Annotated in this window: 28 protein-coding genes; 25 read left to right on the forward strand and 3 right to left on the reverse strand. The window is 65.6% G+C overall.

What is annotated here, in order from left to right:
* A partial coding sequence (locus ACLQI9_RS16395; RefSeq protein ID WP_442391931.1) for a pyridoxamine 5'-phosphate oxidase family protein occupies window positions 1-371 on the reverse strand: 371 nt, incomplete at its 3' end.
* A 139-nt stretch (window positions 372-510) separates the two neighbouring features.
* On the opposite strand from ACLQI9_RS16395, the gene ACLQI9_RS16400 reads away from it, so the two are divergent.
* Entirely contained in the window at window positions 511-1158 is a 648-nt protein-coding gene (locus ACLQI9_RS16400; protein ID WP_442391942.1) for a TetR/AcrR family transcriptional regulator, read from the forward strand.
* Here the strand turns inward: ACLQI9_RS16400 and ACLQI9_RS16405 are convergent.
* Both ACLQI9_RS16405 and ACLQI9_RS16410 read right to left on the reverse strand, forming a co-directional pair.
* Entirely contained in the window at window positions 1155-2012 is an 858-nt protein-coding gene (locus ACLQI9_RS16405) for an oxidoreductase (protein ID WP_442391932.1), read from the reverse strand. The two genes, ACLQI9_RS16400 and ACLQI9_RS16405, sit on opposite strands and share 4 nt — an antisense overlap.
* A gap of 94 nt (window positions 2013-2106) precedes the next feature.
* On the reverse strand, window positions 2107-3723 hold the full coding sequence (locus ACLQI9_RS16410; protein ID WP_442391933.1) for a sensor domain-containing protein: 1617 nt from the start codon (window positions 3721-3723) through the stop codon (window positions 2107-2109).
* A 153-nt stretch (window positions 3724-3876) separates the two neighbouring features.
* Between ACLQI9_RS16410 and ACLQI9_RS16415 the strand changes: the two genes are divergently transcribed.
* From ACLQI9_RS16415 to nuoK, 24 genes are all read left to right on the forward strand, one after another.
* Window positions 3877-4848 (forward strand): NADPH:quinone oxidoreductase family protein, encoded by a 972-nt coding sequence (locus tag ACLQI9_RS16415; RefSeq protein WP_442378996.1) that lies wholly within the window; start codon window positions 3877-3879, stop codon window positions 4846-4848.
* 121 nt (window positions 4849-4969) lie between these two features.
* Window positions 4970-6061 carry a homogentisate 1,2-dioxygenase gene (locus tag ACLQI9_RS16420; RefSeq protein ID WP_442378994.1) on the forward strand — a complete coding sequence of 364 codons (1092 nt, stop codon included), beginning with the start codon at window positions 4970-4972 and terminating at the stop codon, window positions 6059-6061.
* A gap of 17 nt (window positions 6062-6078) precedes the next feature.
* Window positions 6079-7254 (forward strand): alpha/beta fold hydrolase, encoded by a 1176-nt coding sequence (locus ACLQI9_RS16425; protein ID WP_442378999.1) that lies wholly within the window; start codon window positions 6079-6081, stop codon window positions 7252-7254.
* A gap of 46 nt (window positions 7255-7300) precedes the next feature.
* Window positions 7301-8506 (forward strand): CaiB/BaiF CoA transferase family protein, encoded by a 1206-nt coding sequence (locus ACLQI9_RS16430; protein WP_442378992.1) that lies wholly within the window; start codon window positions 7301-7303, stop codon window positions 8504-8506.
* Window positions 8503-9399: a hydroxymethylglutaryl-CoA lyase gene (locus ACLQI9_RS16435; RefSeq protein ID WP_442378990.1), complete on the forward strand. Its 897-nt coding sequence runs from the start codon at window positions 8503-8505 to the stop codon at window positions 9397-9399. Before ACLQI9_RS16430 ends, ACLQI9_RS16435 begins: the two co-directional genes overlap by 4 nt.
* On the forward strand, window positions 9399-10031 hold the full coding sequence (locus ACLQI9_RS16440; RefSeq protein WP_442378988.1) for a TetR/AcrR family transcriptional regulator: 633 nt from the start codon (window positions 9399-9401) through the stop codon (window positions 10029-10031). The genes ACLQI9_RS16435 and ACLQI9_RS16440 overlap by 1 nt, the downstream gene beginning before the upstream one ends.
* Before the next feature lie 10 nt (window positions 10032-10041).
* Window positions 10042-11280 (forward strand): acyl-CoA dehydrogenase family protein, encoded by a 1239-nt coding sequence (locus ACLQI9_RS16445; protein ID WP_442378986.1) that lies wholly within the window; start codon window positions 10042-10044, stop codon window positions 11278-11280.
* Entirely contained in the window at window positions 11277-12272 is a 996-nt protein-coding gene (locus ACLQI9_RS16450; protein WP_442378984.1) for a phosphotransferase family protein, read from the forward strand. The genes ACLQI9_RS16445 and ACLQI9_RS16450 overlap by 4 nt, the downstream gene beginning before the upstream one ends.
* A gap of 17 nt (window positions 12273-12289) precedes the next feature.
* Entirely contained in the window at window positions 12290-13222 is a 933-nt protein-coding gene (locus ACLQI9_RS16455; protein ID WP_442378982.1) for a catalase family peroxidase, read from the forward strand.
* On the forward strand, window positions 13222-13581 hold the full coding sequence (locus ACLQI9_RS16460) for a DUF6285 domain-containing protein (RefSeq protein WP_442378980.1): 360 nt from the start codon (window positions 13222-13224) through the stop codon (window positions 13579-13581). The genes ACLQI9_RS16455 and ACLQI9_RS16460 overlap by 1 nt, the downstream gene beginning before the upstream one ends.
* Before the next feature lie 11 nt (window positions 13582-13592).
* On the forward strand, window positions 13593-13916 hold the full coding sequence (locus ACLQI9_RS16465) for a nuclear transport factor 2 family protein (protein WP_442378978.1): 324 nt from the start codon (window positions 13593-13595) through the stop codon (window positions 13914-13916).
* Window positions 13917-13987: 71 nt separating this feature from the next.
* Window positions 13988-14524, forward strand: a complete 537-nt coding sequence (locus tag ACLQI9_RS16470; RefSeq protein WP_442378977.1) for a YceI family protein — start codon at window positions 13988-13990, stop codon at window positions 14522-14524.
* A gap of 34 nt (window positions 14525-14558) precedes the next feature.
* Window positions 14559-14957 (forward strand): Rv3143 family two-component system response regulator, encoded by a 399-nt coding sequence (locus ACLQI9_RS16475; RefSeq protein WP_442378975.1) that lies wholly within the window; start codon window positions 14559-14561, stop codon window positions 14955-14957.
* Window positions 14958-15246: 289 nt separating this feature from the next.
* Complete coding sequence (locus ACLQI9_RS16480) at window positions 15247-15624, forward strand: NADH-quinone oxidoreductase subunit A (RefSeq protein ID WP_442378973.1); 378 nt, start codon at window positions 15247-15249, stop codon at window positions 15622-15624.
* Between the two features lie 8 nt (window positions 15625-15632).
* On the forward strand, window positions 15633-16187 hold the full coding sequence (locus tag ACLQI9_RS16485; RefSeq protein WP_442378971.1) for a NuoB/complex I 20 kDa subunit family protein: 555 nt from the start codon (window positions 15633-15635) through the stop codon (window positions 16185-16187).
* Window positions 16184-16921, forward strand: coding sequence for an NADH-quinone oxidoreductase subunit C (locus ACLQI9_RS16490; RefSeq protein ID WP_442378969.1), 738 nt, complete (start codon window positions 16184-16186; stop codon window positions 16919-16921). The genes ACLQI9_RS16485 and ACLQI9_RS16490 overlap by 4 nt, the downstream gene beginning before the upstream one ends.
* Window positions 16921-18249, forward strand: coding sequence for an NADH dehydrogenase (quinone) subunit D (gene nuoD, locus ACLQI9_RS16495; protein ID WP_442378967.1), 1329 nt, complete (start codon window positions 16921-16923; stop codon window positions 18247-18249). Before ACLQI9_RS16490 ends, nuoD begins: the two co-directional genes overlap by 1 nt.
* On the forward strand, window positions 18246-19031 hold the full coding sequence (gene nuoE / locus ACLQI9_RS16500) for an NADH-quinone oxidoreductase subunit NuoE (RefSeq protein ID WP_442378965.1): 786 nt from the start codon (window positions 18246-18248) through the stop codon (window positions 19029-19031). The genes nuoD and nuoE overlap by 4 nt, the downstream gene beginning before the upstream one ends.
* Window positions 19031-20356 (forward strand): NADH-quinone oxidoreductase subunit NuoF, encoded by a 1326-nt coding sequence (nuoF, locus tag ACLQI9_RS16505; protein ID WP_442378963.1) that lies wholly within the window; start codon window positions 19031-19033, stop codon window positions 20354-20356. Before nuoE ends, nuoF begins: the two co-directional genes overlap by 1 nt.
* Window positions 20353-22761, forward strand: a complete 2409-nt coding sequence (locus tag ACLQI9_RS16510) for an NADH-quinone oxidoreductase subunit G (protein ID WP_442378962.1) — start codon at window positions 20353-20355, stop codon at window positions 22759-22761. The genes nuoF and ACLQI9_RS16510 overlap by 4 nt, the downstream gene beginning before the upstream one ends.
* Complete coding sequence (nuoH, locus tag ACLQI9_RS16515; RefSeq protein ID WP_442378960.1) at window positions 22758-24002, forward strand: NADH-quinone oxidoreductase subunit NuoH; 1245 nt, start codon at window positions 22758-22760, stop codon at window positions 24000-24002. Before ACLQI9_RS16510 ends, nuoH begins: the two co-directional genes overlap by 4 nt.
* Window positions 23995-24540, forward strand: coding sequence for an NADH-quinone oxidoreductase subunit NuoI (nuoI, locus tag ACLQI9_RS16520; protein WP_442378958.1), 546 nt, complete (start codon window positions 23995-23997; stop codon window positions 24538-24540). Before nuoH ends, nuoI begins: the two co-directional genes overlap by 8 nt.
* Window positions 24537-25343, forward strand: a complete 807-nt coding sequence (locus ACLQI9_RS16525; RefSeq protein ID WP_442378957.1) for an NADH-quinone oxidoreductase subunit J — start codon at window positions 24537-24539, stop codon at window positions 25341-25343. The genes nuoI and ACLQI9_RS16525 overlap by 4 nt, the downstream gene beginning before the upstream one ends.
* Entirely contained in the window at window positions 25340-25639 is a 300-nt protein-coding gene (nuoK, locus tag ACLQI9_RS16530) for an NADH-quinone oxidoreductase subunit NuoK (RefSeq protein ID WP_442378955.1), read from the forward strand. The genes ACLQI9_RS16525 and nuoK overlap by 4 nt, the downstream gene beginning before the upstream one ends.

Genomic DNA, 25639 nt, shown 5'->3' on the forward strand with positions numbered 1-25639 from the left:
AGCGGTTGGCCAGACATGCGCCCGGCAACGGCCATCATGACGTCGACCACCAAATCGCGATCCCGCTCCACCGTGGCGTCGGCATACACCTGCAGGTAGGCGAACGGCCAATGCTCGTCGAGCACGCAGAGACTCACCTTGCCGTCGCGTGCAACGGCTTTCGCCTTGCCGCGGCCAGCCATCGTCGACACCAGCAACTCGTCGTCGTCGGTGGGGATGTAGTACACGATTGACATGCCCGGGCCGTCGTGTAGGCGGCGGTAGCCGTACACGCAGGTGCGGTGGGTACGCACGAAGGCACGCCGCTCCGAAGGCAGCATGTCGCGGTCGGTGGGAGCCGTGAATGGCTCGGTTGCGAGTGGAAGCAGCATGGCGAACCGTCCTTGTCGATTAATAATGGATACAGTGTTACCGATATTGCGCTGGCTGTCAAGAGTCGCCATACTTAGGCCCGTGACCTCCAGCCATCAACAGGAGAGCCGTCGCTCCCCCGGCCGCCCGGCCATCCCGCTGGATCGCATCGTCACGACGGCGCTGCAGATCGTCGACGACGACGGAGCCGACGCCCTGTCCATGCGAACGCTTGCGCAGGCCCTTGATTCCGGGACGGCGACGCTGTATCGGCACTTCGGTAGCCGAGCAGACTTGATCGCCCACGTCGTCGACCGGGTGTTCGGCAGCGTCGAGCTAGATCCCGCGAAACTGCGCACGATGACTTGGCAAGGGGCGGGAAAAGCGGCTGCGCGCGCCATGTTTGACGCGCTGCGCAGCCACCCGAACGTCGCGCCGCTACTGGCTGAAGATGTACCGCTGGGACCGAACGCGATGGCCACACGGGAAGGTTTGATCGGGATCCTGCTCGACAACGGATTCCCGCCCGAGCTCGCGGCACTGTCCTATGCGACGCTGGCCCGCTACATCTTGGGTTTTGCCATCCAGATCACCGGCACCCGCGGCGACCTTGATGACGCGAGGCTAAACCAGGCCTTCCACGACCTGGATCCACGCACGTTCCCCGCGACCGTCAGCGTCGCGGATAGCCTCCCGGTGCCCTTGGACGACGAATTCGCGTTCGGACTCGAGCTGATCATCGATGGGCTGACTCACGCGCTTCAGCGCTACCCGCGGGGACGAAAACCTAAGCGCCGCGGCGGCTAAGCGGCGATCGCGTTCAGCTGCTCACGAGTCTCGGTGTCGAGTTCGATGTCGGCGACGGCCAGGTTCTCCTCCAGGTGCTGCACCGACGAGGTTCCCGGGATCAGCAACACGTTCGGCGCCACGCTCAGCGCCCACGCCAACGCGGTCTGGGCCGGGCTGCGGCCCAACCGGGCGGCGGCCCGCTGCACCACGTCGTGCCCGAGCACCTGATCCGGCGGCGCAAACGGTGATCTCAGGCTGAAGAAGGGGACGAATGCGATACCGCGTGCCGTGCACTCATCGAGCACCGCGGCCGCAGACCGGTCAATGGGGTTGAAAGCGTTTTGTACGCAGGCGATCTCGGTGTGCTCTACGGCGCGCCGCAGATGCTCACGGGTGACGTTGCTGAGTCCGATGCCACCGATCAATCCCTCGTCACGGGCAGCGATCATGACCGAAAGCAACTCGTCGAAGCGCTCGTCGGGACGATCGCTGTCCATCAGCCTCAGGTTGACGACCGCTAACTGATCGACGCCGAGCGTTCGCAGATTGGCCTCGATATCTGCGCGGAAGTCGGCGGGGCCGGCCAGCGGCACCCAGCCGCCGGCATCGTCGCGCCGGGCTCCGACCTTGCTGACCAACGCCAAGTCGGCCGGATACGGATGCAACGCCTCGCGGATCAGCTCGTTGGAGACCTTCGGCCCGTAGAACTGGGCCGTGTCTATGTGGTTGACGCCGAGTTCGACGGCCCTGCGCAGCACCACCAGCGCCGTGTCGCGGTCGCGCGGCGGCCCGAAAGCGCCCGGCCCAGGCAGCTGGATGGCGCCGAAGCCGATGCGGGCTACCGAAAAGTGACCAAGTGGAAAAGGATCCATTCCACGAGGCTAACGTCGACCCACCGAAACGTCTCGGGCACGTGTGGGGCGCCAAGACGCGATCGGAGAACGGCCGATCCCCAAATCACTGCGCTTATCTTGTCGCGTTCGCAGCTATCTCGTCGGCGATCCGGCTGGCTTGATCGGTGATTTGGAACCCGCACGCTTTGACGTCGATCACCACGTTGGATACCGCGCTCAGCACACGCTGGCAGGCCCAGCCGCCGCCATCTTCCTCGGTGTCCAACTGGCTGATCTTCGGGGCGTCCCCGATGACGTCCCCGAAGGTCCACCGGTACGTGTTGCCGTTGTCGTACGTTGCGGTCACGACTTGGCCGGCGCAGGACTTCCATTGGTTCGCTGAAGTCTTCACAAAGTTGCTGGCCAAGTCGGTGGACGGAAAAGCCGCCACGTCTTGATCGACGAAGTGATTGTTGGTGTCCCCTGGCTCGGACAACGTCAACCAGTTGAGCTTGGTGTACCCGCTGCCGTTATACGTCGGCGTTTCGCCGGGATAGAGCGCCCCATTGCATTCCGGTTTCGACAACCGCGCCGAGGGATTGGCCGGTGCCTGGCCGAGTTTTCCGGATTGCATGTTTGAGGCACCCATGATGGTGTTGATCTGCGGGGCGGTGAGCAGAACGGAATCCATGCGTTCGGGCGCCACCGTGGGGGTCGTCTTCGGCGACCCCGACTGCGAGATCAAATCCCGCCCGCCGGCAAGTACCGCGAGCACGATCACCAACACGACTGTTCCGCCCACACCGCCGGCGATGAGCCATTTCGTGCGCGACCTGCGAGGCTTACCCCCACCACCGTTGGAGTATGGACCGGCGTAGGGATTGACCGGCGGCGGCGGTCCCATGATCCGCTGCGGGCCGGTGCCCGGTGGCGGGGTAATGGTCTGGGCGTACATCGTCGGGTCGGGCTGCGGCGTGGGGCCGGCAGCCGGCCACGGCTGGTCAGACGGCGGGGGCTGGGTCAGTCGGCTCGATCGGCTCTGGAAGTCCTGGTCGGGTGAGGCGGTGACACCTCCGGCGTTGACGGTCGAGGACTTGGCGTCGACCGAGGACAGCAGGCTCTCAATGTCGGTTCGGACGCGCCAGGCGACATCGGGGCGATCCCGCAGCATGCACAGAAGCTGCCTAATGTCGGCGCGCGCTGCCGGATCGTCGCCGTCTTCCTCCAGTCCATGTTTGAGCTCCGACACCAAATCTGCTTGCTGGCGGGCGTTCAGCTGTGGCTCGGCGATGTTGTGGGCCAACCGCATCAGATAAGCGAACGGCACCGGCGGCTCATCGGGTAGCTCCGCGGGCAACGGCTGAAGCTGCGCCTGCTGTGCCTGCACCGCCGAGATCAGCTGAATGCCGGCGTCGGCGGTCGGGTTTCGAAAGTCGACCATTTGCGTTTCGGCCAGCGGGTTTAACCGCACGTTGGTGACCGGGCCGATCTGAACGGGAAGGATCGGGCGCTGCAGAGCCCGGGCATAGCGCACCTCGGCCTGACACGGTTTGGACGCAAGCGAGTTGTCCGACAACGCAACGATGAACACCTCACAGCTTCGGATCTGCTCGAGGATCGTGCGCCACCACGCCTCACCGCCGCCCAGCTCCTCGTCCATCCACACCTGCTGGTGGGCGCGATTCAAAGCGCTCCTGAGGGGTTCGATCGCCCCCTTGTCCTGGCTGGAATAACTGATGAACAGCCCCATGAAACCTCCACGCCGCGCGCCGGGACCGGCCAGGCCGCCCACAGAGCATAACGTGGGGCTCTGGCCAGGAGAGATGAACGACAAAAGCACCCTTCGGTCGGTCGGTGGTGGGCGTCGCCGGCGGGTTCTGAGCGGTCAGTAGGCTCATCTGGCATGCGCGCAGCACAGTTGATTCGACTTGATGGTCCGGACGCGGTCGAGGTTGGCGAGATCGACGAACCGACCGGCGACGGCGTGGTCGTCGACGTGCACGCGGCGGGAGCGGCTTTCCCTGATGCGCTGCTCACCCGCGGCCTCTATCAGTACAAACCGGATCCGCCGTTTGTGCTGGGCGGCGAGATCGCCGGGGTGGTCCGATCGGCGCCCGACGGTGCCCCTGTGCGTCCCGGCGACAGGGTTGTCGGCCTGACCATGCTCACCGGCGGCATGGCCGAAGTCGCGGTGCTGGCACCGGATCGAGTGTTCAAGCTGCCGGACAACGTGAGCTTCACGGCAGGCGCCGGGCTGCTGTTCAACGACCTGACGATGTACTTCGCGCTGATTGGCCGTGGCCGATTGCAGTCCGGCGAGACGGTGCTGGTGCACGGGGCGGCCGGTGGGATCGGCACGTCCACGCTGCGGTTGGCGACGGCGCTCGGGGCGTCGCGCGTGATCGCGGTGGTCAGTACTGAAGACAAGGGCGAGGTCGCGACGGCAGCCGGCGCGACGGACGTCGTGCTGGCCGACGGGTTCAAGGACACAGCAAAAGAATTGACGGATGGCCGTGGGGTCGACATGGTGGTCGATCCGGTCGGCGGCGACCGGTTCACCGACTCGCTGCGCTCGCTTGCTCCCGGGGGGCGGCTGCTGGTGATCGGCTTCACCGGCGGTGACATACCCACCGTGAAAGTTAATCGGCTGCTACTGAACAACATTGACGTGGTCGGTGTCGGCTGGGGCGCCTGGGCCGGCACACACCCCGGTGCGCTTTCTGAGCAGTGGGCCGCAGTCGAGCAGCTGCTCGCCTCGGGTCGGCTGGCTCCCCCGGAGCCGGTGGTCTACCCGCTGGATGAGGCGGCCGCTGCGATCGCGTCGTTGGAGAATCGCACCGCCAAAGGCAAAGTCGTACTGCGCGTCCAGGACTAGCGTGCGCCGCTGAGATCCCACGGGGGCCGTGTCGTGCGGACTCTTGTGCCGCGCTAAAACAGAAAGTAATATCACTTTTAGTTTTGTCCTTCCCGGATGCTGTCGCAACCTTGGAGCCGCCATGGAATCTTTCATCCACCTGCGCAAAGGCACGACACCGCGCCGCCTGCACGCCGACCTCGACGGGCTGAAGGACGACGAGCTGGGCCGCGGTGGATTCACCGGCCGAACCGCCAACATGTACCGCCGCCACGACCCCACCGCCTACCGGTCGGAGGGTCCGCTGCGCCCCATCGACGTGCTGTCCAGCGAGCTCAAACCCAGCGACGCCACCGACGCCGACGGCGGTCCGCTGCTGATGTTCAGCAACGACGACTGCAGAATCCTGTTGTCCCGCCGCCACCAGCCGATGCCGTTCTACACCCGCCACGTTGACGGTGATCTGCTGTGCTTCGTGCACCAGGGCACCGGTCTGCTGGAGACCGAGTTCGGGCCGCTGCGCTACCGCGAGGGCGACTGGGTGTATATCCCCAAGGCATGCACCTGGCGGCAAGTCCCCGACGCCGAATCGACATTGCTGATAATCGAGGCCAGCGACGAGTTCCGCGTCCCGCCGCCCGGTTCGCTGGGCCGGCATTTTCCGTTCGACCCCTCGCAGGCCGTCATCCCCGATCCAGAGCCCATCGAGGATGACGGCCGCGACGAGTACGAGGTCCGGCTTGTCCATGTGGGCGGCCCGACAACGCAGTTCTACCAACACAATCCCCTCGACGTCGAAGGGTGGCGCGGCGACAACTTCGCGTTCACATTCAACATCGCCGACTACAACGTGATCACGTCCGACAGCGTCCACCTGCCGCCGACCGTCCACCTGTTCATGCAGGCCACCGGTGTCTACGTGATGAACTTCCTGCCCAAACCCGCCGAAGGCGTGCCCGGCACCGAACGCACACCCTGGTATCACCGCAACGTCGACTACGACGAGATCGCCTTCTTCCACGGCGGCTCGCTGTACGGCATCCCGATGCCACCGGGTTTGATTACCCATGCGCCGCAAGGGGTTCACCACGGTGCACCGGAGAAGGCGCGAGAGCGGGCGCGCCGCAAATTCGACGAGCATTCCCGCGTCGATTGGCAGGTGATCGCCGTCGACACCCGCCGCCGCCTGACCCCGTCAGCCGAGGTGCTGGCGCACGACCTAGGACAGCATTGATGGAGACCAAACAAGCCGTGAAGTACGACTACGACCGGATCCCCTATCTCGTTGCCTTCGAAAACAATTCCGGCGTCCGGGACGTCTATGGAGGGGTAGCCGGGCTGACCATATTGGAAAGCTATCTGCTCAAGCCCAAGGACAAACCGTCAGACACGGTGCTGGTGTTCATGCACCCCATAGGCGGCGGCGCCTACCTGCCGATGATCAACGCACTGGCCCGGGCCGGTCACCACGTCATCTACTGCAACAGCCGGTTCCGCGGCACCGATTCGGCGCTGCTGATGGAGAAGGTGGTCGAGGACCTCGGCGCGGCGATCAAGGACGCCAAGGAACGCCTGGGCTATCAGAAGGTGGTGCTGGCCGGCTGGAGTGGAGGCGGTTCGCTGTCGGTGTTCTACCAACAGCAGGCCCAGCACCCGACCATCACGTCGTGCCCGTCGGGTGACGCGCCCGATCTGACCAAGCTGGATCTGCCCGCCGCCGACGGCATCATGCTGCTGGCCGCACACATCAGCCGGCACGGCACGCTGACCGAATGGCTGGACGCGTCCATCCTCGACGAATCCGACCCCACCAAACGCGACCCGGAACTGGATCTGTACAACCCGGACAACCCCAACCAACCGCCCTACAGCGCAGAGTTCCTGGCCCGCTACCGGCAGGCTCAGATCGACCGCAACCGCCGCATCACCGCTTGGGTCAGGGACAAGCTCGCCGAACTGAAGGCTGCGGGCCGACCCGACGACGAGTTCGGCTTCGTCGTACACGGCACCATGGCCGACCCGCGCTGGCTGGACCCGACGGTCGATCCCAACGAACGGCTTCCCGGAACGTGCTATCTAGGTGATCCTCAAGTGGTGAACATGAGCCCGGTCGGGCTGGCCCGCTTCTCGACGCTGCGCGGCTGGCTGTCGCAATGGAGTTATGACGACGCTCGCGGCGATGCGGTCAGCTGCGGGCCAGACATCGCGATCCCGGCGCTGGTGATCGGTAATCTGGCCGACGACGCCTGCACACCCAGCCACACCCGCCGGCTGTTCGAAGCGATCGGCCATCCCGACAAAGAGATACACGAAATCCCCGGCGCCACACACTATTACGCGGGACCGGATCAACGAGACAAGCTGCGCCACGCCGTCGAGATCGTCACCGACTGGCTGATCCGACATGACTTCGCGGGGGCGCAATGACACCGCCGACGACGATGCAGAGCGCAGCGATGCGGAGGAGCGGCGCATGAGACCGACAGGGCCGCTGGACGGCATCCGGGTGCTCGAGCTGGGCACGCTGATCGCCGGACCGTTCGCCGGCCGACTGCTCGGCGACATGGGCGCCGAGGTCATCAAGGTGGAACCACCGGGTGCACCGGATCCATTGCGGACCTGGGGGCAGGCCGAAGTCGACGGGCACCACGTTTTCTGGACGGTGCATGCACGCAATAAAAAGGCCATCACGCTTGACCTGCGCCGACCGCGCGGCCGCGAGCTATTCCTTGATCTGGTCGAGAATTCCGACATCGTGGTGGAGAACTTCCGTCCGGGCACCCTGGAGAAGTGGAACCTGGGTTACGACGTGCTCAGCCAACGTAACTCGGGAATCATCCTGGTTCGGGTATCGGGCTACGGGCAGACCGGGCCCGACGCACACAAGGCCGGTTACGCCTCGGTGGCCGAAGCCGCCAGCGGCCTGCGCCACCTCAACGGTTTCCCCGGCGGGCCGCCACCCCGGTTGGCGCTGTCGCTGGGCGACAGCCTGGCCGGCATGTTCGGCGCCCAAGGGGCGCTGGCCGCGCTGTACCGCCGCGGTATCACCGGGCACGGCCAGGTCGTCGACGTCGCGTTGAACGAATCGTGTTTGGCGGTACAGGAATCCACGATCCCCGATTACGACGCCGGGGGCGTGGTGCGCGGGCCGTCGGGCACCCGCCTGGAGGGCATCGCGCCGTCCAACATCTACCGCAGCGCCGACGGCTCCTGGGTGGTGATCGCGGCCAACCAAGACACCGTGTTCGCCCGGTTGTGCCAAGCGATGAGCCGTCCGGAACTGGCCACCGACGACCGGTTCGCCACCCATGGCGCCCGCGGCCGCAACCAAGACGAACTCGATAAGATCATCGGCGCGTGGGCCGCCGAACGGCAGCCCGGCGAGATCATCGAAACCCTCGGCGCGGCCGGCGTGATCGCGGGGCCGATCAACACGGTCGCCGAAGTGGTCAACGACCCGCAGCTGCGGGCCCGCGACATGCTCGTCGAGCATTACGACGAACGACTCGCGCGGACGGTTTTGGGCCCAGGTGTCGTGCCGGTGCTCTCGGAGTCTCCGGGCAGTGTTCGCAACGCCGGCCCGGCGCGGCCCGGACAACACAACGACGACGTCTACATCGGGCTGCTCGGCAAGACCGCCGACGAGCTTGAGCAGTTGCGCACCGAGGAGGTGCTGTGAGCACCCACGTGGATATCCGCGAAGTGTCGCTGCGCGACGGGTTGCAGATCGAAAAGCCAATCCCGTTGTCGGCCAAGCTCGAACTGCTGGCAGCCGTTGCCGCTACCGGAGTGCGCGAGGTGGAGGCCACTGCGTTCGTCTCGCCGTCGAAGGTGCCGTCGATGGCCGATGCCGCCGAGCTTGCCGCCGAGCTGCGCAACTATCCCGACATCGAGTTCTCCGCCTTGGTGGCCAGCCCCAATGGTGCCAAGCGGGCCGTTGCCGCCGGGCTGCGTTCGATCGAATACGTGGTGTCGACCAGCGACGCATTCAGCACGGCCAACGTCGGGCGCAGCAGTAAGGAGGCCACAGACCAGATCGACGAGATCGTCGCTATTGCCCACGACAGCGAGGTCACCGTCGAGGTCATCGTCGCCACCGCATGGGACTGCCCGTTCGAGGGACCCACGCCACCTCAGCGAGTCCTCGACATCGCCGCCACCGCGCGCGATCGGGGCGTCGACCGGTTTTCGATCGCCGACACCATCGGCACCACCACCCCGGGAAGGGTGAGTTCGCTTATCGGACAACTACGTCCGGTCATCGGCGAGCTGCCGCTGGGCGGACATTTCCACAACACCCGCGGCGCCGGACTGGCCAGCGCGTACGCCGCGGTCAGCTCCGGAGTCACCCGGCTGGACGCATCCGTCGGCGGCCTGGGTGGCTGCCCGTTCGCGCCGGGTGCCACCGGCAATATCGCCACCGAGGACCTGGTGTACCTGCTGCGGGACAGCGACATCGACGTCAACATCGACCTGCAGGCCGCCATTACCGCAGCTGCAGTAGCGAAATCGGTTGTCGGCCACGACTTGCCGAGTGCCCTGCTGCGCGCCGGAGACCGGATCCGGACCTGATGCCGATTCCGGACACCACGCGGACTCTGACCGCCAAGGGCCGACAGACCCGGGCAGCCATCGAGCAGGCTGCCCGTAAACTGTTCGCTGAACGTGGCTTTCACGGCACCACGCTGGCCGACATCACGTCAGCCGCCGGAAAGTCGGCCGCCGTCTTCTACCGCTATTACGCCGACAAGGAGGACTTACTCGCCGCGCTCGCGGAGTCCTTCCTGCACGACGTCGTGACCCCGTCCGGCTTGAGCCTGCACCTGCCGGAATCCCCGGATGACGACACGTTCTTCACCTCGGTGGTCACCGGCTACTGGAATATGTTCAAGCAAAACATCGGGATCATGATCGCAGTAGCGCAACTGGCAGCGACCCAGCAGCGGTTCGCCGCCGTCCAGAACGAATTCCGGCGGTTCGGCATGGACATCGTCGCCGCCTCGGTGCTACGTGCGCAGGAGCACGGGTACGCATCCGAACTCAATCCCGAGCACATCGCCGCTGCCATCGCCTTGTTGTTCGAGAATTTCACCACCGTGTTTGTCACGCCGCCCGGCGCTGGGAACCTGGGCGTCGAGATCAGTGACGACGACGCGATCGCGACCTTGTCGACGGTCTGGAAGAAGACACTTTACGCCACTTAAGGAGTCAACAGTGGATTTCACCTTGCCAGAACACCTTCCGGCGCTGCTCGCCGACATGGATGCGTTCATCGAACGTGAGATCGCGCCGCTGCAGGCCAAGAACATGCAGTACTTCGACCAGCGTCGGGAGCATGCCCGCACCGATTGGGACCACGACGGCATCCCGACCCGGGAGTGGGAGGACCTGCTCTCCGAGATGCGCCGACGGGCCGACAAAGCCGGCTGGCTGCGCTACGGACTGCCGGCGTCGCTGGGTGGCCGCGACGGCACCAACGTCGACATGGCCGTGATCCGGGAACATCTGGCGCACAAGGGCCTTGGCCTGCACAACGACTTGCAGAACGAGGCATCGATCGTCGGAAACTTTCCGCAGGTGATCATGATGGAACGCTTCGGCACCGCCGCGCAACGCGCCCAATGGTCCGAGGCGTTGATCACCGGGGAACGCTCGATGGCCTTCGGGCTCACCGAGCCGCAGCACGGCTCCGATGCCACCTGGCTGGAAACGCACGCCAAGCCCGACGGCGACGACTGGGTGATCAACGGTTCCAAGCGGTTCAATACCGGCGTACACCGCGCCACGCATGACTTGATCTTCGCCCGCACTTCGGGCGAGCCGGGACAAGCCCGCGGCATCACCGCATTCCTGGTGCCTACCGACGCGCCCGGATTCACCGTCCCGTATTACTGGTGGACGTTCAACATGCCCACCGATCACGGCGAAGTCGAGCTCAATGATGTGCGGGTGCCCGCCGACGCGGTACTCGGTGAGGTGGATGGCGGGCTGGAGGTTGCGCAAACGTTCTTGCACGAGAACCGAATTCGGCAAGCGGCCAGCAGTCTGGGCGCAGCGCAATACTGCATCGATCGGGCCGCCGAATATGCCGGCGAACGTACGGTGTTCGGCAAGCCGCTGGCGGTCAACCAGGCCGTGCAGTGGCCGCTGGCCGAGTTGCAGACCGAAGCCCAGATGGTGCGACTGCTAGTGCAGTACGCGGCCTGGCACTTGGACCGCAACCACCACATGGAGGTGTCCGACAAAGTGTCGATGGCCAACTATCGCGCGAACCGACTGGTTTGCGACGCCGCCGACCGTGCCATGCAGATTTTCGGCGGCCTCGGCTACAGCCGTCATGAGCCGTTCGAGCACATCTACCGCCACCACCGCCGCTACCGGATCACCGAGGGCGCCGAGGAAATCCAAATCCGGCGGGTGGCGCAGCGGCTGTTCAAATTCGGCAGCAAGTGACGGTCATTAAAGATCCGGCCGAGTTAGCGCCAAAACTTGCCGGGGTGCTGGAGACAGCCTTCGGCGCTAGCACCACGATCGATAACCTGCGCGCACTGACCGGCGGTGCCAGCAGAACCACCTGGGCGTTCGAAGCCGTCGCTAGCGGCCAACGCCGCTCGCTGATCCTTCGCACCGGCCCACCTGACGACGTGCACGCCGGCATGGAACTCGAGGCCCGCGCTCAAGCCGCCGCCGCTGCCGCCGGGACGCCGGTCCCCCACATTTTGGTCGCCGATGATTCGGTTGGCGCACTTGGCAATCCGTTTCTGATTTGCGACGAAATCAAAGGCGAGACCATCGTCCGTCGCATTCAGCGCCAACTGGACGCAGCGGGCCGGGCACGACTACTACTCCAGTGCGCCCAAGCGCTGGCCGCCATTCACCGCGCCGCCACGAACCTCTCCGGCGTGGACCGCGAGGATCAGCTCGCCGAATGGCGCGGCCGGCTAGACGCCATGGGCGACACCACCGCCACGTTCGAGTGGGCTTTCCGGTGGCTCGCCGCCCACCGGCCGGCGCCGTCGCCGGCGCACCTGGTGCACGGCGACTACCGGATGGGCAACCTCATCGTCGACGGGTCCAAGCTGGCGGCCGTGCTGGACTGGGAGCTGGTGCACATCGGTGAGGTCTATGAAGACCTGGCCTGGTTCTGTATCCGGGCCTGGCGGTTCGGTGCTCCGGCCGACCGCGTCGCCGGCGGCCTGGGCAGCGTCGAGGATTTTCTTTGCGCCTACGAACAGGCCGGGGGTGCCACGGTCGATCGGGTGGCCTTTCACTGGTGGTTGGTCCTGGCCACGCTGCGCTGGGGTGTGATCTGCCGCTACCAGGCGGAGCGCCACCTGAGCGGACAGACCCGCTCGGTGGAGCTGGCCGCGATCGGCCGGCGAGTCTGCGAGACCGAGTGGGATCTGCTCACCTTGCTCGATAAGCCTGCACCGGATACCAGTTAACGGCTTAAGATGCCGCTGTGATTACTCCTGATCAGGCGATCGACACCATCCGCGAGACTGGTGGGGCGCAACCCGGCTACCGGGCGTTGCACGCCAAGGGCAAGCTCTACCGCGGCACATTCACCGCCACCGACGAGGCCGCCCAACTCTCCCGTGCTGCGCACCTCAACAGTTCAGCCGTACCCGCGCTGATCCGGTTCTCCAACGGCTCAGGCAATCCGGCGCAGCCAGACGGGGCTCCGGGAGTGCGCGGGATGGCGGTGAAGTTCACGCTGCCGGACGGGTCGACCACCGACGTGTCGACGCAGACCGCAAAGCTGTTCCCGTCTGCCACCCCCGATGGCTTCATCGCCCTCTTACGTGCGATGCGCCCCGGCATTACCGCTCCGCTGCGCCTCACCGGATACATCGCCACCCACCCCCGCTTCTTGGCCGCGCTGCCCGTGTTGCAGGCCGCGAACAAAGTGCCGACGAGCTACGCCACCGTCGAGTACCACGGATTGCACGCCTTCCGCTGGGTCGCCGCCGACGGGAGCGCGCGATTCGTTCGTTATCACCTGCTTCCGGCCGCGGGCGAAGAGTTTCTGCCGCCGCGGGTCGCGGCGGAGAAGAGCGCGAGCTTCTTGATCGAAGAACTCGACGAGCGCCTCGCGTCGGAACCGGTCCGGTTCGCCTACGACGTTCAGATCGCCGGGGACGGCGATTCCACCGTCGACCCATCCAGACCGTGGCACAGCAGCCAAACCGTCACCGTCGGCACCCTGACCATCACCGGCATCGAGACGGAACGCGAGCATGGCGGCGACATCGTCGTATTCGACCCCATGCGCGTCACCGACGGGATCGAGCCCTCGAATGATCCGGTGCTGCGGTTCCGCACGCTCGCTTACTCCGCATCGGTGAAGCTGCGTACCGGGGTGGATCGCGGTCCCGAGGCGCCTGCGACCTGATGACGGCAGGGGCCGCTTCCAGCAACCCACTGCACGGCCGCCCCACCGCGGCTGAACTTGTCGCTGCGGTCGCCGAATTCCTCGAGACCGATGTCCGGGAGTCGACCGCCGGTCAGGTCAATTTCCATGCCCGGGTTGCGGCCAATGTGTTGCGCATCGTCGAGCGTGAATTGCTCGCCGACTCGGCTAACGATGTCACGGATGCCCTAACCGGCCTCGGTTTTGACGACGAAGCCCAGCTGGCCGCCGCTATTCGGGCGGGCGTGCTGGACGATCGCGGCGAGCAGGTGCAACCGGCTCTGCGTGCATTGGTGAGTCACCGTCTATCGGTCGCGCATCCGGGTTACGAGAGCGAATAGAAAGACTCCCCATGACCGCTACCGGCTCCGGCCACAGTCAGCACGTCATCGCCGAGGTGGCCGATCAGCTGTTCGCGGCGATCGAGCGGGGCGACGAGACGACGCTCAACGAGCTGTTCGACGACGAGATCGCGGTATGGCGAGATGGCGCCCGCCGCGACAACGACAAAGAGCGGGACGGTTTCGTCCAGCAGCACATCCTGCACGCCACCGGCCGCAACGGCGGATCGATCGCCCTGCGGGTGTGCATCGTGATTAAGTTGGGGGTCAACACCCTGATCAGCCGAATCGATGAGTACTTCGACCCAGCCGAACTCGCCCCACTGATGAGCTAACCGGCAACGGAGGTGCTTATGACCCGCGCCGGCGACGATGCAGAGCGAAGCGATGAGGAGGAGCGGCGCACATGACCACAGTGGAAACACTGCTGAACGATCCTGACACCGCAGGGGTATGGAACCTCGTTCCCGACAAGTCCACGATCAGCTTCAAGATCAGAAACATGTGGGGCCTGATCAACGTCAAAGGCCGGTTCACCGACTTCAACGGCGACGGCCAGGTCACCGGCAAGGGCGCCATCTTCGGCCGCCTCGACATCCAGGTGGCATCGTTGCGCACCGGAATCGGTAAACGCGACGAGCATCTGCGGTCGGCCGATTTCTTCGACGCCGAGCACTTCCCGGAGATCAGCGTCGTCGTTACCGCCGTGGAGCCGACCTCCGGCAACGCCGCCGATTTGCGTGCCACCTTGAGCATCAAGGGGCTCACGGCGCCGCTGTCGTTGCCGGCGCGGATCATCCTGCTCGACGACGGCTCAGTGCGGCTATCGGTGAAAACCGAGGTCGATCGGGCCCAGTTCGGTCTGGGCTGGAACCGGCTCGGCATGATCGGCAAGACGGCGACGGCGTCAGCCGACGCGTGCTTCGTGCGGGCGCCGCGGTAAGCCCGCATCGTCGCTGGGCAGTACCATCTGCACCGTGCCTGACAGCAGCCCACTGCGCATCCTCGTGTACAGCGACAACGCCGAGACCCGACAGGACGTCATGCTGGCGTTGGGCAGACGGGTGCACCCGGATCTGCCCGAGCTGAGCTACGTCGAAGTGGCCACCGGACCTGTCGTCATCCAGCAACTGGACGCCGGCGGCATCGATCTGGTCATTCTCGACGGCGAGGCGACCCCGGAAGGCGGCATGGGCATCGCCAAGCAGCTCAAAGACGAAATTGACCAGGGACCGCCGATCGTGGTGCTCACCGGGCGGCGCGACGATGCCTGGCTGGCCAGGTGGTCACGCGCCGAGGCATCGGTCCCGCAGCCGATCGACCCGATTCGGCTCAGCCGAACGGTGCTCGAGTTGCTGCGCCCTCCGGTGCACTAGCTCAACGACCGGGACCAGGGCGCACGCGGATACCGACCGCCGAGCGTGCCGGAAGGCCGCGTCCCCGATCCCGTCGGCACCTCGTCGACAAGCGAAATACCTTTACGCCCTTGGCAACTCGTGAATCACGAATAGCCGCCCGGCCGTTGCGTGCTTCGAGCGGGCGACCACCCACCCGGCACGTGGTTGAGGTCACATCTAGACTGCTGAGCGCGGAACCACACAAGATCGCTAGGCTGTGGTTGCGGTCACAGTCAGCCCATAGACCACAAGGGAGCGTCTTCGCGGCATGAATCTGTACCTACCCATCCTGGTACTTGGAGGGATCGCCGCTGCGTTCGCTATCGGCTCGGTCGCGATCGCGCAGATCATCGGCCCTTCGCGCTACAACAAGGCGAAGCTGGAGGCATACGAATGCGGGATCGAACCCAGCGACCAGCCGGCCAACGCGCCGCACGCAGGCAGCGGGCAGCGGTTCCCGGTGAAGTATTACCTGACAGCGATGTTGTTCATCGTCTTCGACATCGAAATCGTGTTCTTGTACCCCTGGGCGGTCAGCTACGGCAAGCTTGGGGTATTCGCTCTGGTCGAGATGGTGGTGTTCATCCTCACGGTCTTCGTGGCCTACGCATACGTATGGCGCCGCGGCGGCCTGACCTGGGATTGAGGTAAGACGTGGGCCTGGAAGAGAAAGTGCCAAGCGGTTTCTTGCTGACGACCGTCGAAACACTGGCGGGATACTTCCGCAAGAACTCGTTGTGGCCGGCAACGTTCGGATTGGCCTGCTGCGCGATTGAGATGATGGCCACCGCCGGCCCGCGATTCGACATCGCCCGCTTTGGCATGGAGAGGTTTTCGGCGACGCCCCGGCAAGCCGATCTGATGATCGTGGCCGGCCGTGTCAGCCAGAAGATGGCGCCGGTGCTGCGTCAGATCTACGACCAGATGGCCGAGCCCAAATGGGTGCTGGCCATGGGCGTGTGCGCGTCTTCGGGCGGGATGTTCAACAACTACGCGATCCTCCAGGGCGTGGACCACGTTGTGCCGGTAGACATCTACCTACCCGGCTGCCCGCCGCGTCCGGAGATGTTGTTGTACGCAATCCTCAAGCTGCACGACAAGATTCAGGAGATGCCGTTGGGCGTCAACCGCGAACTGGCCATCGCCGAAGCCGAACAGGCGGCGCTGGCTGCCAGGCCGACGATCGAGATGCGCGGACTGTTGCGATGAGTTCACCGGATCAAGACCCGAAACGAGCAGCTAGCGAGTTGGGAGGAGTCCCTGTCGCCCCCGACCAATCCGACCGAGAGGTGATCGACGTCCGCCGAGGCATGTTCGGCGTCCACGGCACCGGCGACACGTCGGGATACGGGCGGCTGGTCCAGCAGGTCACGCTCGACGACGGCAGCCCCCGGCCCTACGGCGGATACTTCGACGAGGTCGTCGACCGGTTGGCCGAGGCGCTGAAGGCCGATGGCGTCGAATTCGAAGACGCCGTAGAGAAAGTCGTGGTCTACCGGGACGAACTGACTGTGCACGTGCGCCGCGAGCTATTGCCACAGGTGGCCGGTCGACTCCGCGACGACCCGCAACTGCGCTTCGAATTGTGCCTGGGCGTCAACGGCGTGCACTACCCGCACGAAAGCGGACGCGAACTGCACGCCGTTTATCCGCTGAAATCGATCACCCACGGACGTCGTATTCGGTTGGAAGTGTCTGCGCCGGACAGCGATCCGCACATCCCGTCGCTGTTCGCGATCTACCCCACCAACGACTGGCACGAGCGCGAAACCTATGACTTCTTCGGCATCATCTTCGACGGCCACCCGTCGCTGACCCGCATCGAGATGCCCGACGACTGGGAAGGACACCCGCAACGTAAGGACTATCCACTCGGCGGTGTTCCGGTGGAGTACAAGGGCGCGAAGATTCCCCCGCCCGACGAGCGGAGGGCCTACAACTGATGAGCGAGACCACCACCCCCAACGGCGAGGGCACCGGCGGAGAAACCCTGGTGGCTGTCGTGGGCCAGGATTGGGAAGAGATCGTCGAGGCGGCACGCAGGGGCGAACCCGGTGAACGCATCGTCGTCAACATGGGACCTCAGCATCCGTCCACGCACGGCGTGCTGCGGCTGATCCTGGAGATCGAAGGCGAGACGGTCACCGATGCCCGGTGCGGAATCGGCTACCTGCACACCGGGATCGAGAAGAACCTGGAGTACCGGTACTGGACCCAGGGTGTGACGTTCGTGACCCGAATGGATTACCTGTCACCGTTTTTCAACGAAACCGCCTACTGCCTGGGTGTCGAGAAGCTGCTCGGGATCACCGACGAGATCCCGGAACGCGTCAACGTCATCCGGGTGATGATGATGGAGTTCAACCGGATCTCCTCGCACCTGGTCGCATTGGCGACCGGCGGCATGGAACTGGGTGCGATGACGGCGATGTTCCTCGGGTTCCGGGAACGCGAGCTGATCCTGAACCTGTTCGAGAAGGTCACCGGCTTGCGGATGAACCACGCATACATCCGGCCCGGCGGACTCGCCCAAGATCTGCCGCCCGACACGCTGCGCGAGATCCCGGAACTCGTCAAACTGCTGAGCCGTCGGCTCAACGACATGGAAAACCTGCTGAACGACAACTACATCTGGAAAGCCCGTACCCAGGGCGTCGGGTATCTCGACCTGACCGGGTGTATGGCCCTGGGGATAACCGGGCCGTGTCTGCGCGCGACCGGGTTGCCGTACGACCTGCGTCGTAGCGACCCCTACTGCGGCTACGAGAACTACGAGTTCGACGTGATCACCGACGACACGTGTGATTCGTACGGGCGCTACATAATTCGCATCAAGGAGATGCGGGAGTCGCTGAAGATCGTCGAACAGTGCCTGGATAAGTTGCGGCCCGGCCCGATCATGGTGGAGAACCGCAAGATCGCCTGGCCGGCCGATCTGAAGGTCGGCCCGGACGGTCTGGGCAATTCGCCCGAGCACATCGCCAAGATCATGGGCACCTCGATGGAGGCGCTGATCCACCACTTCAAACTGGTCACCGAAGGCATCCGCGTCCCGGCCGGGCAGGTGTACGTCGCGGTCGAGTCGCCGCGCGGCGAGTTGGGCGTGCACATGGTCAGCGACGGCGGCACCCGCCCCTACCGGGTGCACTACCGGGATCCGTCGTTCACCAACCTGCAGGCCGTCGCCGCGATGTGTGAGGGCGGGATGGTGGCCGACGTGATCACGTCGGTGGCCAGCATCGATCCCGTCATGGGCGGGGTGGACCGGTGACGGGGGCGCAGACTCCCGGCGCCGGAGCCAACGGCGAGCGGGTGTTCATCCGCCTTGGCCCGCCGCCCGAAGAGCCGGGCCAATTCGTCGTCGAAGGCGCACCGGAGTCCTATCCACCCGAGGTACAGGCCCGGTTGGAAGTCGACGCCAAGGAGATCATCGGCCGCTACCCCAGCCCGCGGTCGGCGCTGCTGCCGCTGCTGCACCTGGTGCAGTCCGAGGACGGTTACGTGACCCCGGCCGGTTTTGAATTCTGCGGCGAGCAGCTCGGGTTGACCGGTGCTGAAGTCGCTGCGGTGGCGAGCTTCTACACCATGTACCGCCGCGGACCCACCGGCGAATACCTGGTCGGGGTGTGCACGAACACGCTGTGCGCCGTGATGGGCGGCGATGCCGTCTTCGACTCGCTCAAAGAACACCTCGGCATCGGCAACGACGAGACCACCGCCGACGGCGCGGTGACTCTGCAACACATCGAGTGCAATGCGGCGTGCGACTACGCCCCGGTGCTGATGGTCAACTGGGAGTTCTTCGACAACCAGACCCCGGAGTCGGCACGCAAGCTGGTCGACGGGCTGCGAGCCGGACAACCCCCGGCGCCGACTCGCGGCGCTCCGCTGTGCAAGTTCAAGGAGACCGAGCGGATCCTGGCCGGTTTCCCCGACCCGCGTCCCGACGAAGGCCAAGGCGGCGCCGGTGCGGCCACGTTGGCCGGGCTTCGTGTTGCCAAGGAACACGACATGGCGGCGCCACCGGCCAACAACGCAGCGGAAGGTCATTAATGGGGCCGCAAACACCGTTGGCTCCCGTGCTGAGCCGTTACTGGGACGACCCAGAGTCGTGGACGATGGCGACCTATCGCCGCAACGACGGCTACCAGGCTCTGCAGAAAGCCCTGGAGATGGGGCCGGATCAGGTGATGCAGGCGGTCAAGGACTCCGGCCTGCGCGGCCGCGGCGGGGCGGGTTTCTCGACCGGGACGAAGTGGTCGTTCATCCCGCAGGGCGACAGCGGTCGGGCGGCCAAGCCGCACTACCTGGTGGTCAACGCCGACGAGTCGGAACCCGGTACCTGCAAAGACATTCCGCTGATGCTGGCCACCCCGCACCTCCTGGTCGAGGGTGTGATCATCGCGTCGTACGCGATCCGGGCCAGCCACGCTTTCATCTACGTCCGCGGTGAAGTCTTGCCGGTGCTGCGGCGCCTGCAGAACGCGGTCGCCGAGGCCTACGCCGCCGGTTACCTCGGCCGCGACATCGCCGGGTCCGGCTACGACCTGGAGCTGGTGGTGCACGCCGGCGCCGGCGCCTACATCTGCGGCGAGGAGACGGCGTTGCTCGACTCGCTGGAAGGCCGCCGCGGCCAGCCGCGGCTACGTCCGCCGTTCCCTGCGGTGGCCGGACTCTACGGCTGTCCGACGGTGATCAACAATGTCGAGACCATCGCCAGCGTTCCGCCGATCATCCTCAACGGCGTCGACTGGTTCCGGTCGATGGGCACCGAGAAATCGCCCGGTTTCACGCTGTATTCGCTGTCCGGGCACGTGACGCGACCGGGCCAGTACGAAGCGCCGCTGGGCATCACGTTGCGGGAATTGCTCGACTACGCTGGCGGGGTGCGGGCCGGACACCGGCTGAAATTCTGGACACCGGGCGGGTCGTCGACTCCGCTGCTCACCGACGAGCACCTCGACGTACCGCTGGACTACGAAGGCGTGGGCGCGGCCGGTTCGATGCTGGGCACCAAGGCGTTGGAGATTTTCGACGAGACGACGTGCGTGGTGCGCGCCGTGCAACGCTGGACCTACTTCTACAAGCACGAATCTTGCGGTAAGTGCACGCCCTGCCGTGAAGGCACCTTCTGGCTGGACCAGATCTATGAACGGCTGGAAACGGGCGAGGGCACCCACGAAGATATCGACAAGCTGCTGGACATCTCCGACGCCATTCTCGGAAAGTCGTTCTGCGCCTTGGGCGATGGCGCGGCCAGTCCAGTTGCGTCGTCGATCCAGTATTTCCGCGACGAATATGTCGCGCATGTCGAAGGAGGCGGATGCCCGTTCGACCCCCGAGATTCCATGCTTGCGGCGAACGGAGTGGATGCGTGACGCAAACGGCCGACACCGGAAAGAAGGTTTCCCAGCCGGAGCTGGTGACGTTGACCATCGACGGCACCGAAATCAGCGTTCCCAAAGGCACTTTGGTGATCCGCGCCGCTGAGTTGATCGGCGTTGAGATCCCCCGGTTCTGCGACCACCCGCTGTTGGATCCGGTCGGCGCCTGCCGCCAATGCCTGGTCGAGATCGAGGGCCAGCGCAAACCGATGGCGTCGTGCACCATCCCGGTAACCGACGACATGGTGGTACACACCCAGTTCAGCTCCGAAGCCGCCGATAAGGCCCAGCACGGAGTGATGGAGCTGCTGCTGATCAACCACCCGCTGGACTGCCCGATGTGCGACAAGGGCGGTGAGTGCCCGCTGCAGAACCAGGCGATGTCCAACGGTCGCCCCGATTCCCGGTTCAACGACGTCAAACGCACGTTCACCAAGCCGATCAACATCTCCTCGCAGGTATTGCTGGATCGGGAGCGCTGCATCCTGTGCGCGCGGTGCACCCGATTCTCCGACCAGATCGCCGGCGACCCGTTCATCGAGATGCTCGAGCGTGGCGCGCTGCAACAGGTCGGCATCTACGCCAACGAGCCGTTCGAGTCGTACTTCTCCGGCAATGCCGTGCAGATCTGCCCGGTGGGCGCTCTGACCGGCGCCGCCTACCGGTTCCGGGCCCGCCCGTTCGATCTGGTCTCCAGCCCGAGTGTCTGTGAGCACTGCGCGTCGGGGTGCGCGCAGCGCACCGACCACCGCCGCGGCAAGGTGCTGCGACGGCTGGCCGGCGACGAGCCCGAGGTCAACGAGGAGTGGAACTGCGACAAAGGGCGGTGGGCGTTCACCTACGCCACCCGGCCTGACCGGATCACCACTCCCCTGGTGCGCGACACCGACGGCGCGCTGGTGCCGGCCTCGTGGCCGCACGCGGTGGCCGCCGCGGTCGACGGGCTCACTTCGGCGGTCGGCGGTACGGGCGTGCTGCTCGGCGGCCGGCTGACCGTTGAGGACGCCTACGCCTACTCCAAGTTCGCCCGAATCGCGTTGAATACCAACGACATCGACTTTCGAGCCCGTCCGCACTCCAGCGAAGAAGCGCAATTCCTGGCGGCCCGGGTGGCGGGCAGGCCGATCACGATCAGCTACTCCGATCTGGAGTCGGCGCCGGTGGTGCTGCTCGCCGGGTTCGAGCCCGAAGAAGAGTCGCCGATCGTGTACTTGCGGTTGCGCAAGGCCGCCCGCAAACGCGGACTGCGGGTGCACGCCATCGCCCCGTTCGCCACGAACGGGTTGAAGAAGATGTCCGGCAAGCTGATTCAAACCATGCCCGGCGCGGAAGCCGCAGCGTTGGACGGGCTGGCCACTGGCGAACTCGGTGACCTGCTGTCTAAGCCCGGCGCGATCATCATCGTCGGCGAACGGCTGGCCGGCGTGCCCGGCGGATTGTCCGCCGCGGCCCGGCTCTCGGATACCACCGGAGCGGGACTGGCGTGGGTGCCTCGCCGCGCCGGGGAACGCGGAGCGCTGGACGCCGGCGCGCTGCCGGGGCTGCTGCCCGGCGGGCACCCGGTCAGTGACGAGACTGCCCGTTCGCGAGTGGCGGAAGCCTGGCATGTCTCCGAATTGCCCGCTGCCAAGGGGCGTGACGCCGACGGGATCCTGGCCGCGGCCACCGAAGGCACACTGGGCGCCCTACTGGTCGGCGGCGTCGAACCCGACGACTTCGCCGATCCCGACGCGGTGCTGGCCGCCTTGGACGCCCCGGTCTTCGTGGTGAGCCTGGAGCTGCGCCAGAGCGCGGTGACCGAGCGAGCGGACGTGGTTTTCCCGATCGCACCGGCGGCGGAGAAGTCGGGAACCTACGTCAACTGGGAGGGCAGACACCGCGCCTCCTCGGCCGCGCTACCCCCAGCCGCGACGCCGGACCTGCGGGTGCTTGACACCCTGGCCGACGAGTTGGGCATCGACCTGGGGCTGCCGACGGTGGAAGCTGCGCACGCCGAGCTGAGCGCGCTGGGCGCCTGGGATGGCACATACGCCGCCGACCCGACCGTCGCCGCTGCCGCGGCACCGAAACCCGGTGCCGGTGAAGCCGTGTTGGCCGGGTGGCGGATGCTGCTCGACGCCGGGCGGCTGCAGGATGGCGAGCCGCACCTGGCCGGCACCGCGCGCACGCCGGTGGTTCGACTGTCGGCCGGGACGGCGGATGCCATCGGCGCCGCTGACGGCGACCAGGTCACCGTCAGCACTGCCCGCGGTGAGATCACGCTGCCGTTGACCATCACCGAGATGCCCGACCACGTGGTGTGGCTGCCGCTGAACTCGCCGGGCTCGGCGGTGCACCGGACGTTGGGCGTGACAGCCGGCGCCGTAGTGCAGATCGGACTGAAGGAGCGGAGCTCATGACCGGCTTCGGGCACGACACCTGGTGGTTGATCGCCGCCAAAGCGCTCGCCGTGTTCGTGTTCCTGCTGCTGACGGTGCTGGTGGCGATCCTTGCCGAGCGCAAGATCCTGGGCCGGATGCAGATGCGGTGGGGGCCCAACCGGGTGGGCCCGCGGGGCTATCTGCAGAGCCTGGCCGACGGCATCAAGCTGGCGCTCAAGGAACCCATCACCCCGTTCGGCGTCGAAAAGCCGATCTTCTTGATGGCACCGGTCATCTCCACGATCCCCGCGATCACGGCCTTCGCGTTCATCCCGTTCGGGCCGCAGGTCTCAGTGTTCGGACACTGGACCGCGCTGCAGGTGACCGACCTGCCAGTCGCGGTGCTGTTCATACTGGCTCTCTCGTCGATCGGGGTCTACGGCATCGTATTGGCCGGTTGGGCGTCGGGCTCGACGTATCCCCTGCTGGGCGGGGTGCGCTCCACCGCGCAGGTGATCTCCTACGAGGTCGCGATGGGGTTGTCGTTCGCCACGGTGTTCCTTTACGCCGGGACGATGTCGACGTCCCAGATCGTGTCCGCCCAAGACCGAGTCTGGTTTATCTTCCTGCTGCTGCCGTCGTTCTCGGTGTACCTGGTGTCCATGGTCGGCGAGACCAATCGCGCGCCGTTCGACCTGCCCGAGGCCGAGGGCGAGCTGGTCGCCGGCTTCCACACCGAGTACTCGTCGCTGAGCTTCGCGATGTTCTACCTCGCTGAGTACATCAACATGACCACGGTGTCAGCGTTGGCCGCCACGCTTTTCCTCGGCGGCTGGCACGCGCCGTGGCCGCTGAACATGTGGGCCGGCGCCAACAGCGGCTGGTGGCCCGTGCTGTGGTTCACCGCCAAGGTGTGGCTGTTCCTGTTCATCTACATCTGGCTGCGCGGCACGCTGCCGCGGCTGCGCTACGACCAGTTCATGGCGCTGGGCTGGAAGATCCTCATCCCGGTGTCGCTTGTCTGGGCGCTGATCGCCGCGGGCATCCGCACGCTGCGCGACCAGGGTTATCCGCACTGGACGCCGGTGCTGGTGATCGCCAGCCTCGTCGTCAACGCAGCACTGCTGCTCATCCTGCGAAAACCCTTCGGCAGCAAACGGAGTCAGAAGAAGCGCCACGAACCGCCGGTAGAGGCAGAGCTCTTCGAGCCGGCATACCCAACGCCGCCGCTGCCCGGCCAGCCGCTGGTGCCGGCGACCAAGGAGGCTGCTAATGGCTAAATTCCTCAGTTCCCTCGCCGGATTCGGCGTGACGTTCGGAACCATGTTCAAACGGCCGGTCACCGAGGAATACCCGGAAAAGCCGGGCCCGGTGGCGCCCCGCTACCACGGCCGCCATCAGCTGAACCGCTACGACGACGGCTTGGAGAAGTGCATCGGCTGCGAGCTGTGCGCCTGGGCGTGCCCGGCCGACGCGATCTACGTCGAGGGCGCCGACAACACCGAAGAGGCAAGGTTTTCGCCGGGCGAACGCTATGGCCGCGTCTATCAGATCAACTATCTACGCTGCATCGGATGCGGGCTGTGCGTCGAAGCCTGTCCCACCCGCGCGTTGACGATGACCAACCACTACGAGATGGCCGACGACAACCGCGCTGACCTGATCTACGAAAAGGACCGCCTGCTGGCTCCGTTGCAGGAGGGTATGACCGCGGCACCGCACCCCAGAGCCGAAGGGGCCACCGACGCCGACTACTACCGCGGCAACGTGACGTCAGAAGGCCTGCGCGACAAGCAGAATCCGGACGCCACCCCATGACCACTCTGCTGGCCACGGACCTTGCCGCTGACGCGATTACCCGAACCTCCACCGGTGAGGCGGTGACGTTCTATCTGCTGGGCACGCTGGCGTTGATCGGGGCGGTCGGCATGGTGATGGCCGCCAACGCGGTTTACTCCGCAATGTTTCTGGCCATGACGATGATCATCCTGGCGGTGTTCTACATGATCGAAAACGCGCTATTCCTCGGCGTGGTCCAGATCGTGGTCTACACCGGCGCGGTGATGATGCTGTTCCTGTTCGTGCTCATGCTGATCGGCGTGGACTCAGCGGAGTCCCTGGTCGAGACGCTGCGCGGCCAACGGGTCGGGGCGGTGATCGTTGGTCTCGGATTCGGGATTCTGCTCATCGCCGGCATCGGCACCGTCACCACCGGCACCTACGGCGCGCTGACACAAGCCAACGCCGGCGGCAACGTGCAGGGTTTGGCGGTGCTGATCTTCTCCCGCTACCTGTGGGCGTTCGAGCTGACCAGCGCACTGCTGATCACCGCCGCCATCGGCGCGATGATTCTGGCGCACCGGGAACGCTTCGAGCGCCGCAAGACCCAGCGGGAGCTATCGGTCGAACGATTCCGCCCGGGCGGCCACCCCACCCCGCTACCCGGACCAGGTGTCTTCGCCCGGCACAACGCGGTCGACATGGCCGCGCTGCTTCCCGACGGCTCCTACTCCCGGTTGTCGGTACCCCAAGCATTGGAACAGCGGACAGTCGAAGATCTGGAAATGCACCCCCGGGTTGGTTCCAATGGGTCCAACGGTTCTCCGAACGGTGCGTCATGAATCCGCAGAACTACCTCTACCTATCGGCTCTGCTGTTCACCATCGGCGCGGCCGGTGTGCTGTTGCGGCGCAACGCAATCGTGATGTTCATGTGCGTCGAGCTGATGCTCAACGCGGTCAACCTGACGTTCGTCACCTTCGCCCGCATGCACGGCCGGTTGGACGGCCAAATGGTGGCGTTCTTCACCATGGTCGTGGCCGCCTGCGAAGTCGTGGTGGGCCTGGCCATCATCATGACGGTTTTCCGTGCCCGCAGATCGGCCTCGGTCGACGACGCCAACCTGCTCAAGGGCTGA

The sequence above is a fragment of the Mycobacterium sp. genome (assembly GCF_052143115.1).
Lineage (GTDB): Bacteria > Actinomycetota > Actinomycetes > Mycobacteriales > Mycobacteriaceae > Mycobacterium.

Bases quoted from the DNA above. Each gene is read 5' to 3' on its own strand.
- ACLQI9_RS16405 (WP_442391932.1), bottom strand. From the start codon at position 2,012: ATGGATCCTTTTCCACTTGGTCACTTTTCGGTAGCCCGCATCGGCTTC.
- ACLQI9_RS16410 (WP_442391933.1), bottom strand. From the start codon at position 3,723: ATGGGGCTGTTCATCAGTTATTCCAGCCAGGACAAGGGGGCGATCGAA.
- ACLQI9_RS16415 (WP_442378996.1), top strand. From the start codon at position 3,877: ATGCGCGCAGCACAGTTGATTCGACTTGATGGTCCGGACGCGGTCGAG.
- ACLQI9_RS16420 (WP_442378994.1), top strand. From the start codon at position 4,970: ATGGAATCTTTCATCCACCTGCGCAAAGGCACGACACCGCGCCGCCTG.
- ACLQI9_RS16430 (WP_442378992.1), top strand. From the start codon at position 7,301: ATGAGACCGACAGGGCCGCTGGACGGCATCCGGGTGCTCGAGCTGGGC.
- ACLQI9_RS16440 (WP_442378988.1), top strand. From the start codon at position 9,399: ATGCCGATTCCGGACACCACGCGGACTCTGACCGCCAAGGGCCGACAG.
- ACLQI9_RS16460 (WP_442378980.1), top strand. From the start codon at position 13,222: ATGACGGCAGGGGCCGCTTCCAGCAACCCACTGCACGGCCGCCCCACC.
- ACLQI9_RS16465 (WP_442378978.1), top strand. From the start codon at position 13,593: ATGACCGCTACCGGCTCCGGCCACAGTCAGCACGTCATCGCCGAGGTG.
- ACLQI9_RS16470 (WP_442378977.1), top strand. From the start codon at position 13,988: ATGACCACAGTGGAAACACTGCTGAACGATCCTGACACCGCAGGGGTA.
- ACLQI9_RS16480 (WP_442378973.1), top strand. From the start codon at position 15,247: ATGAATCTGTACCTACCCATCCTGGTACTTGGAGGGATCGCCGCTGCG.
- ACLQI9_RS16490 (WP_442378969.1), top strand. From the start codon at position 16,184: ATGAGTTCACCGGATCAAGACCCGAAACGAGCAGCTAGCGAGTTGGGA.
- nuoD (WP_442378967.1), top strand. From the start codon at position 16,921: ATGAGCGAGACCACCACCCCCAACGGCGAGGGCACCGGCGGAGAAACC.
- nuoF (WP_442378963.1), top strand. From the start codon at position 19,031: ATGGGGCCGCAAACACCGTTGGCTCCCGTGCTGAGCCGTTACTGGGAC.
- nuoH (WP_442378960.1), top strand. From the start codon at position 22,758: ATGACCGGCTTCGGGCACGACACCTGGTGGTTGATCGCCGCCAAAGCG.
- nuoI (WP_442378958.1), top strand. From the start codon at position 23,995: ATGGCTAAATTCCTCAGTTCCCTCGCCGGATTCGGCGTGACGTTCGGA.
- ACLQI9_RS16525 (WP_442378957.1), top strand. From the start codon at position 24,537: ATGACCACTCTGCTGGCCACGGACCTTGCCGCTGACGCGATTACCCGA.
- nuoK (WP_442378955.1), top strand. From the start codon at position 25,340: ATGAATCCGCAGAACTACCTCTACCTATCGGCTCTGCTGTTCACCATC.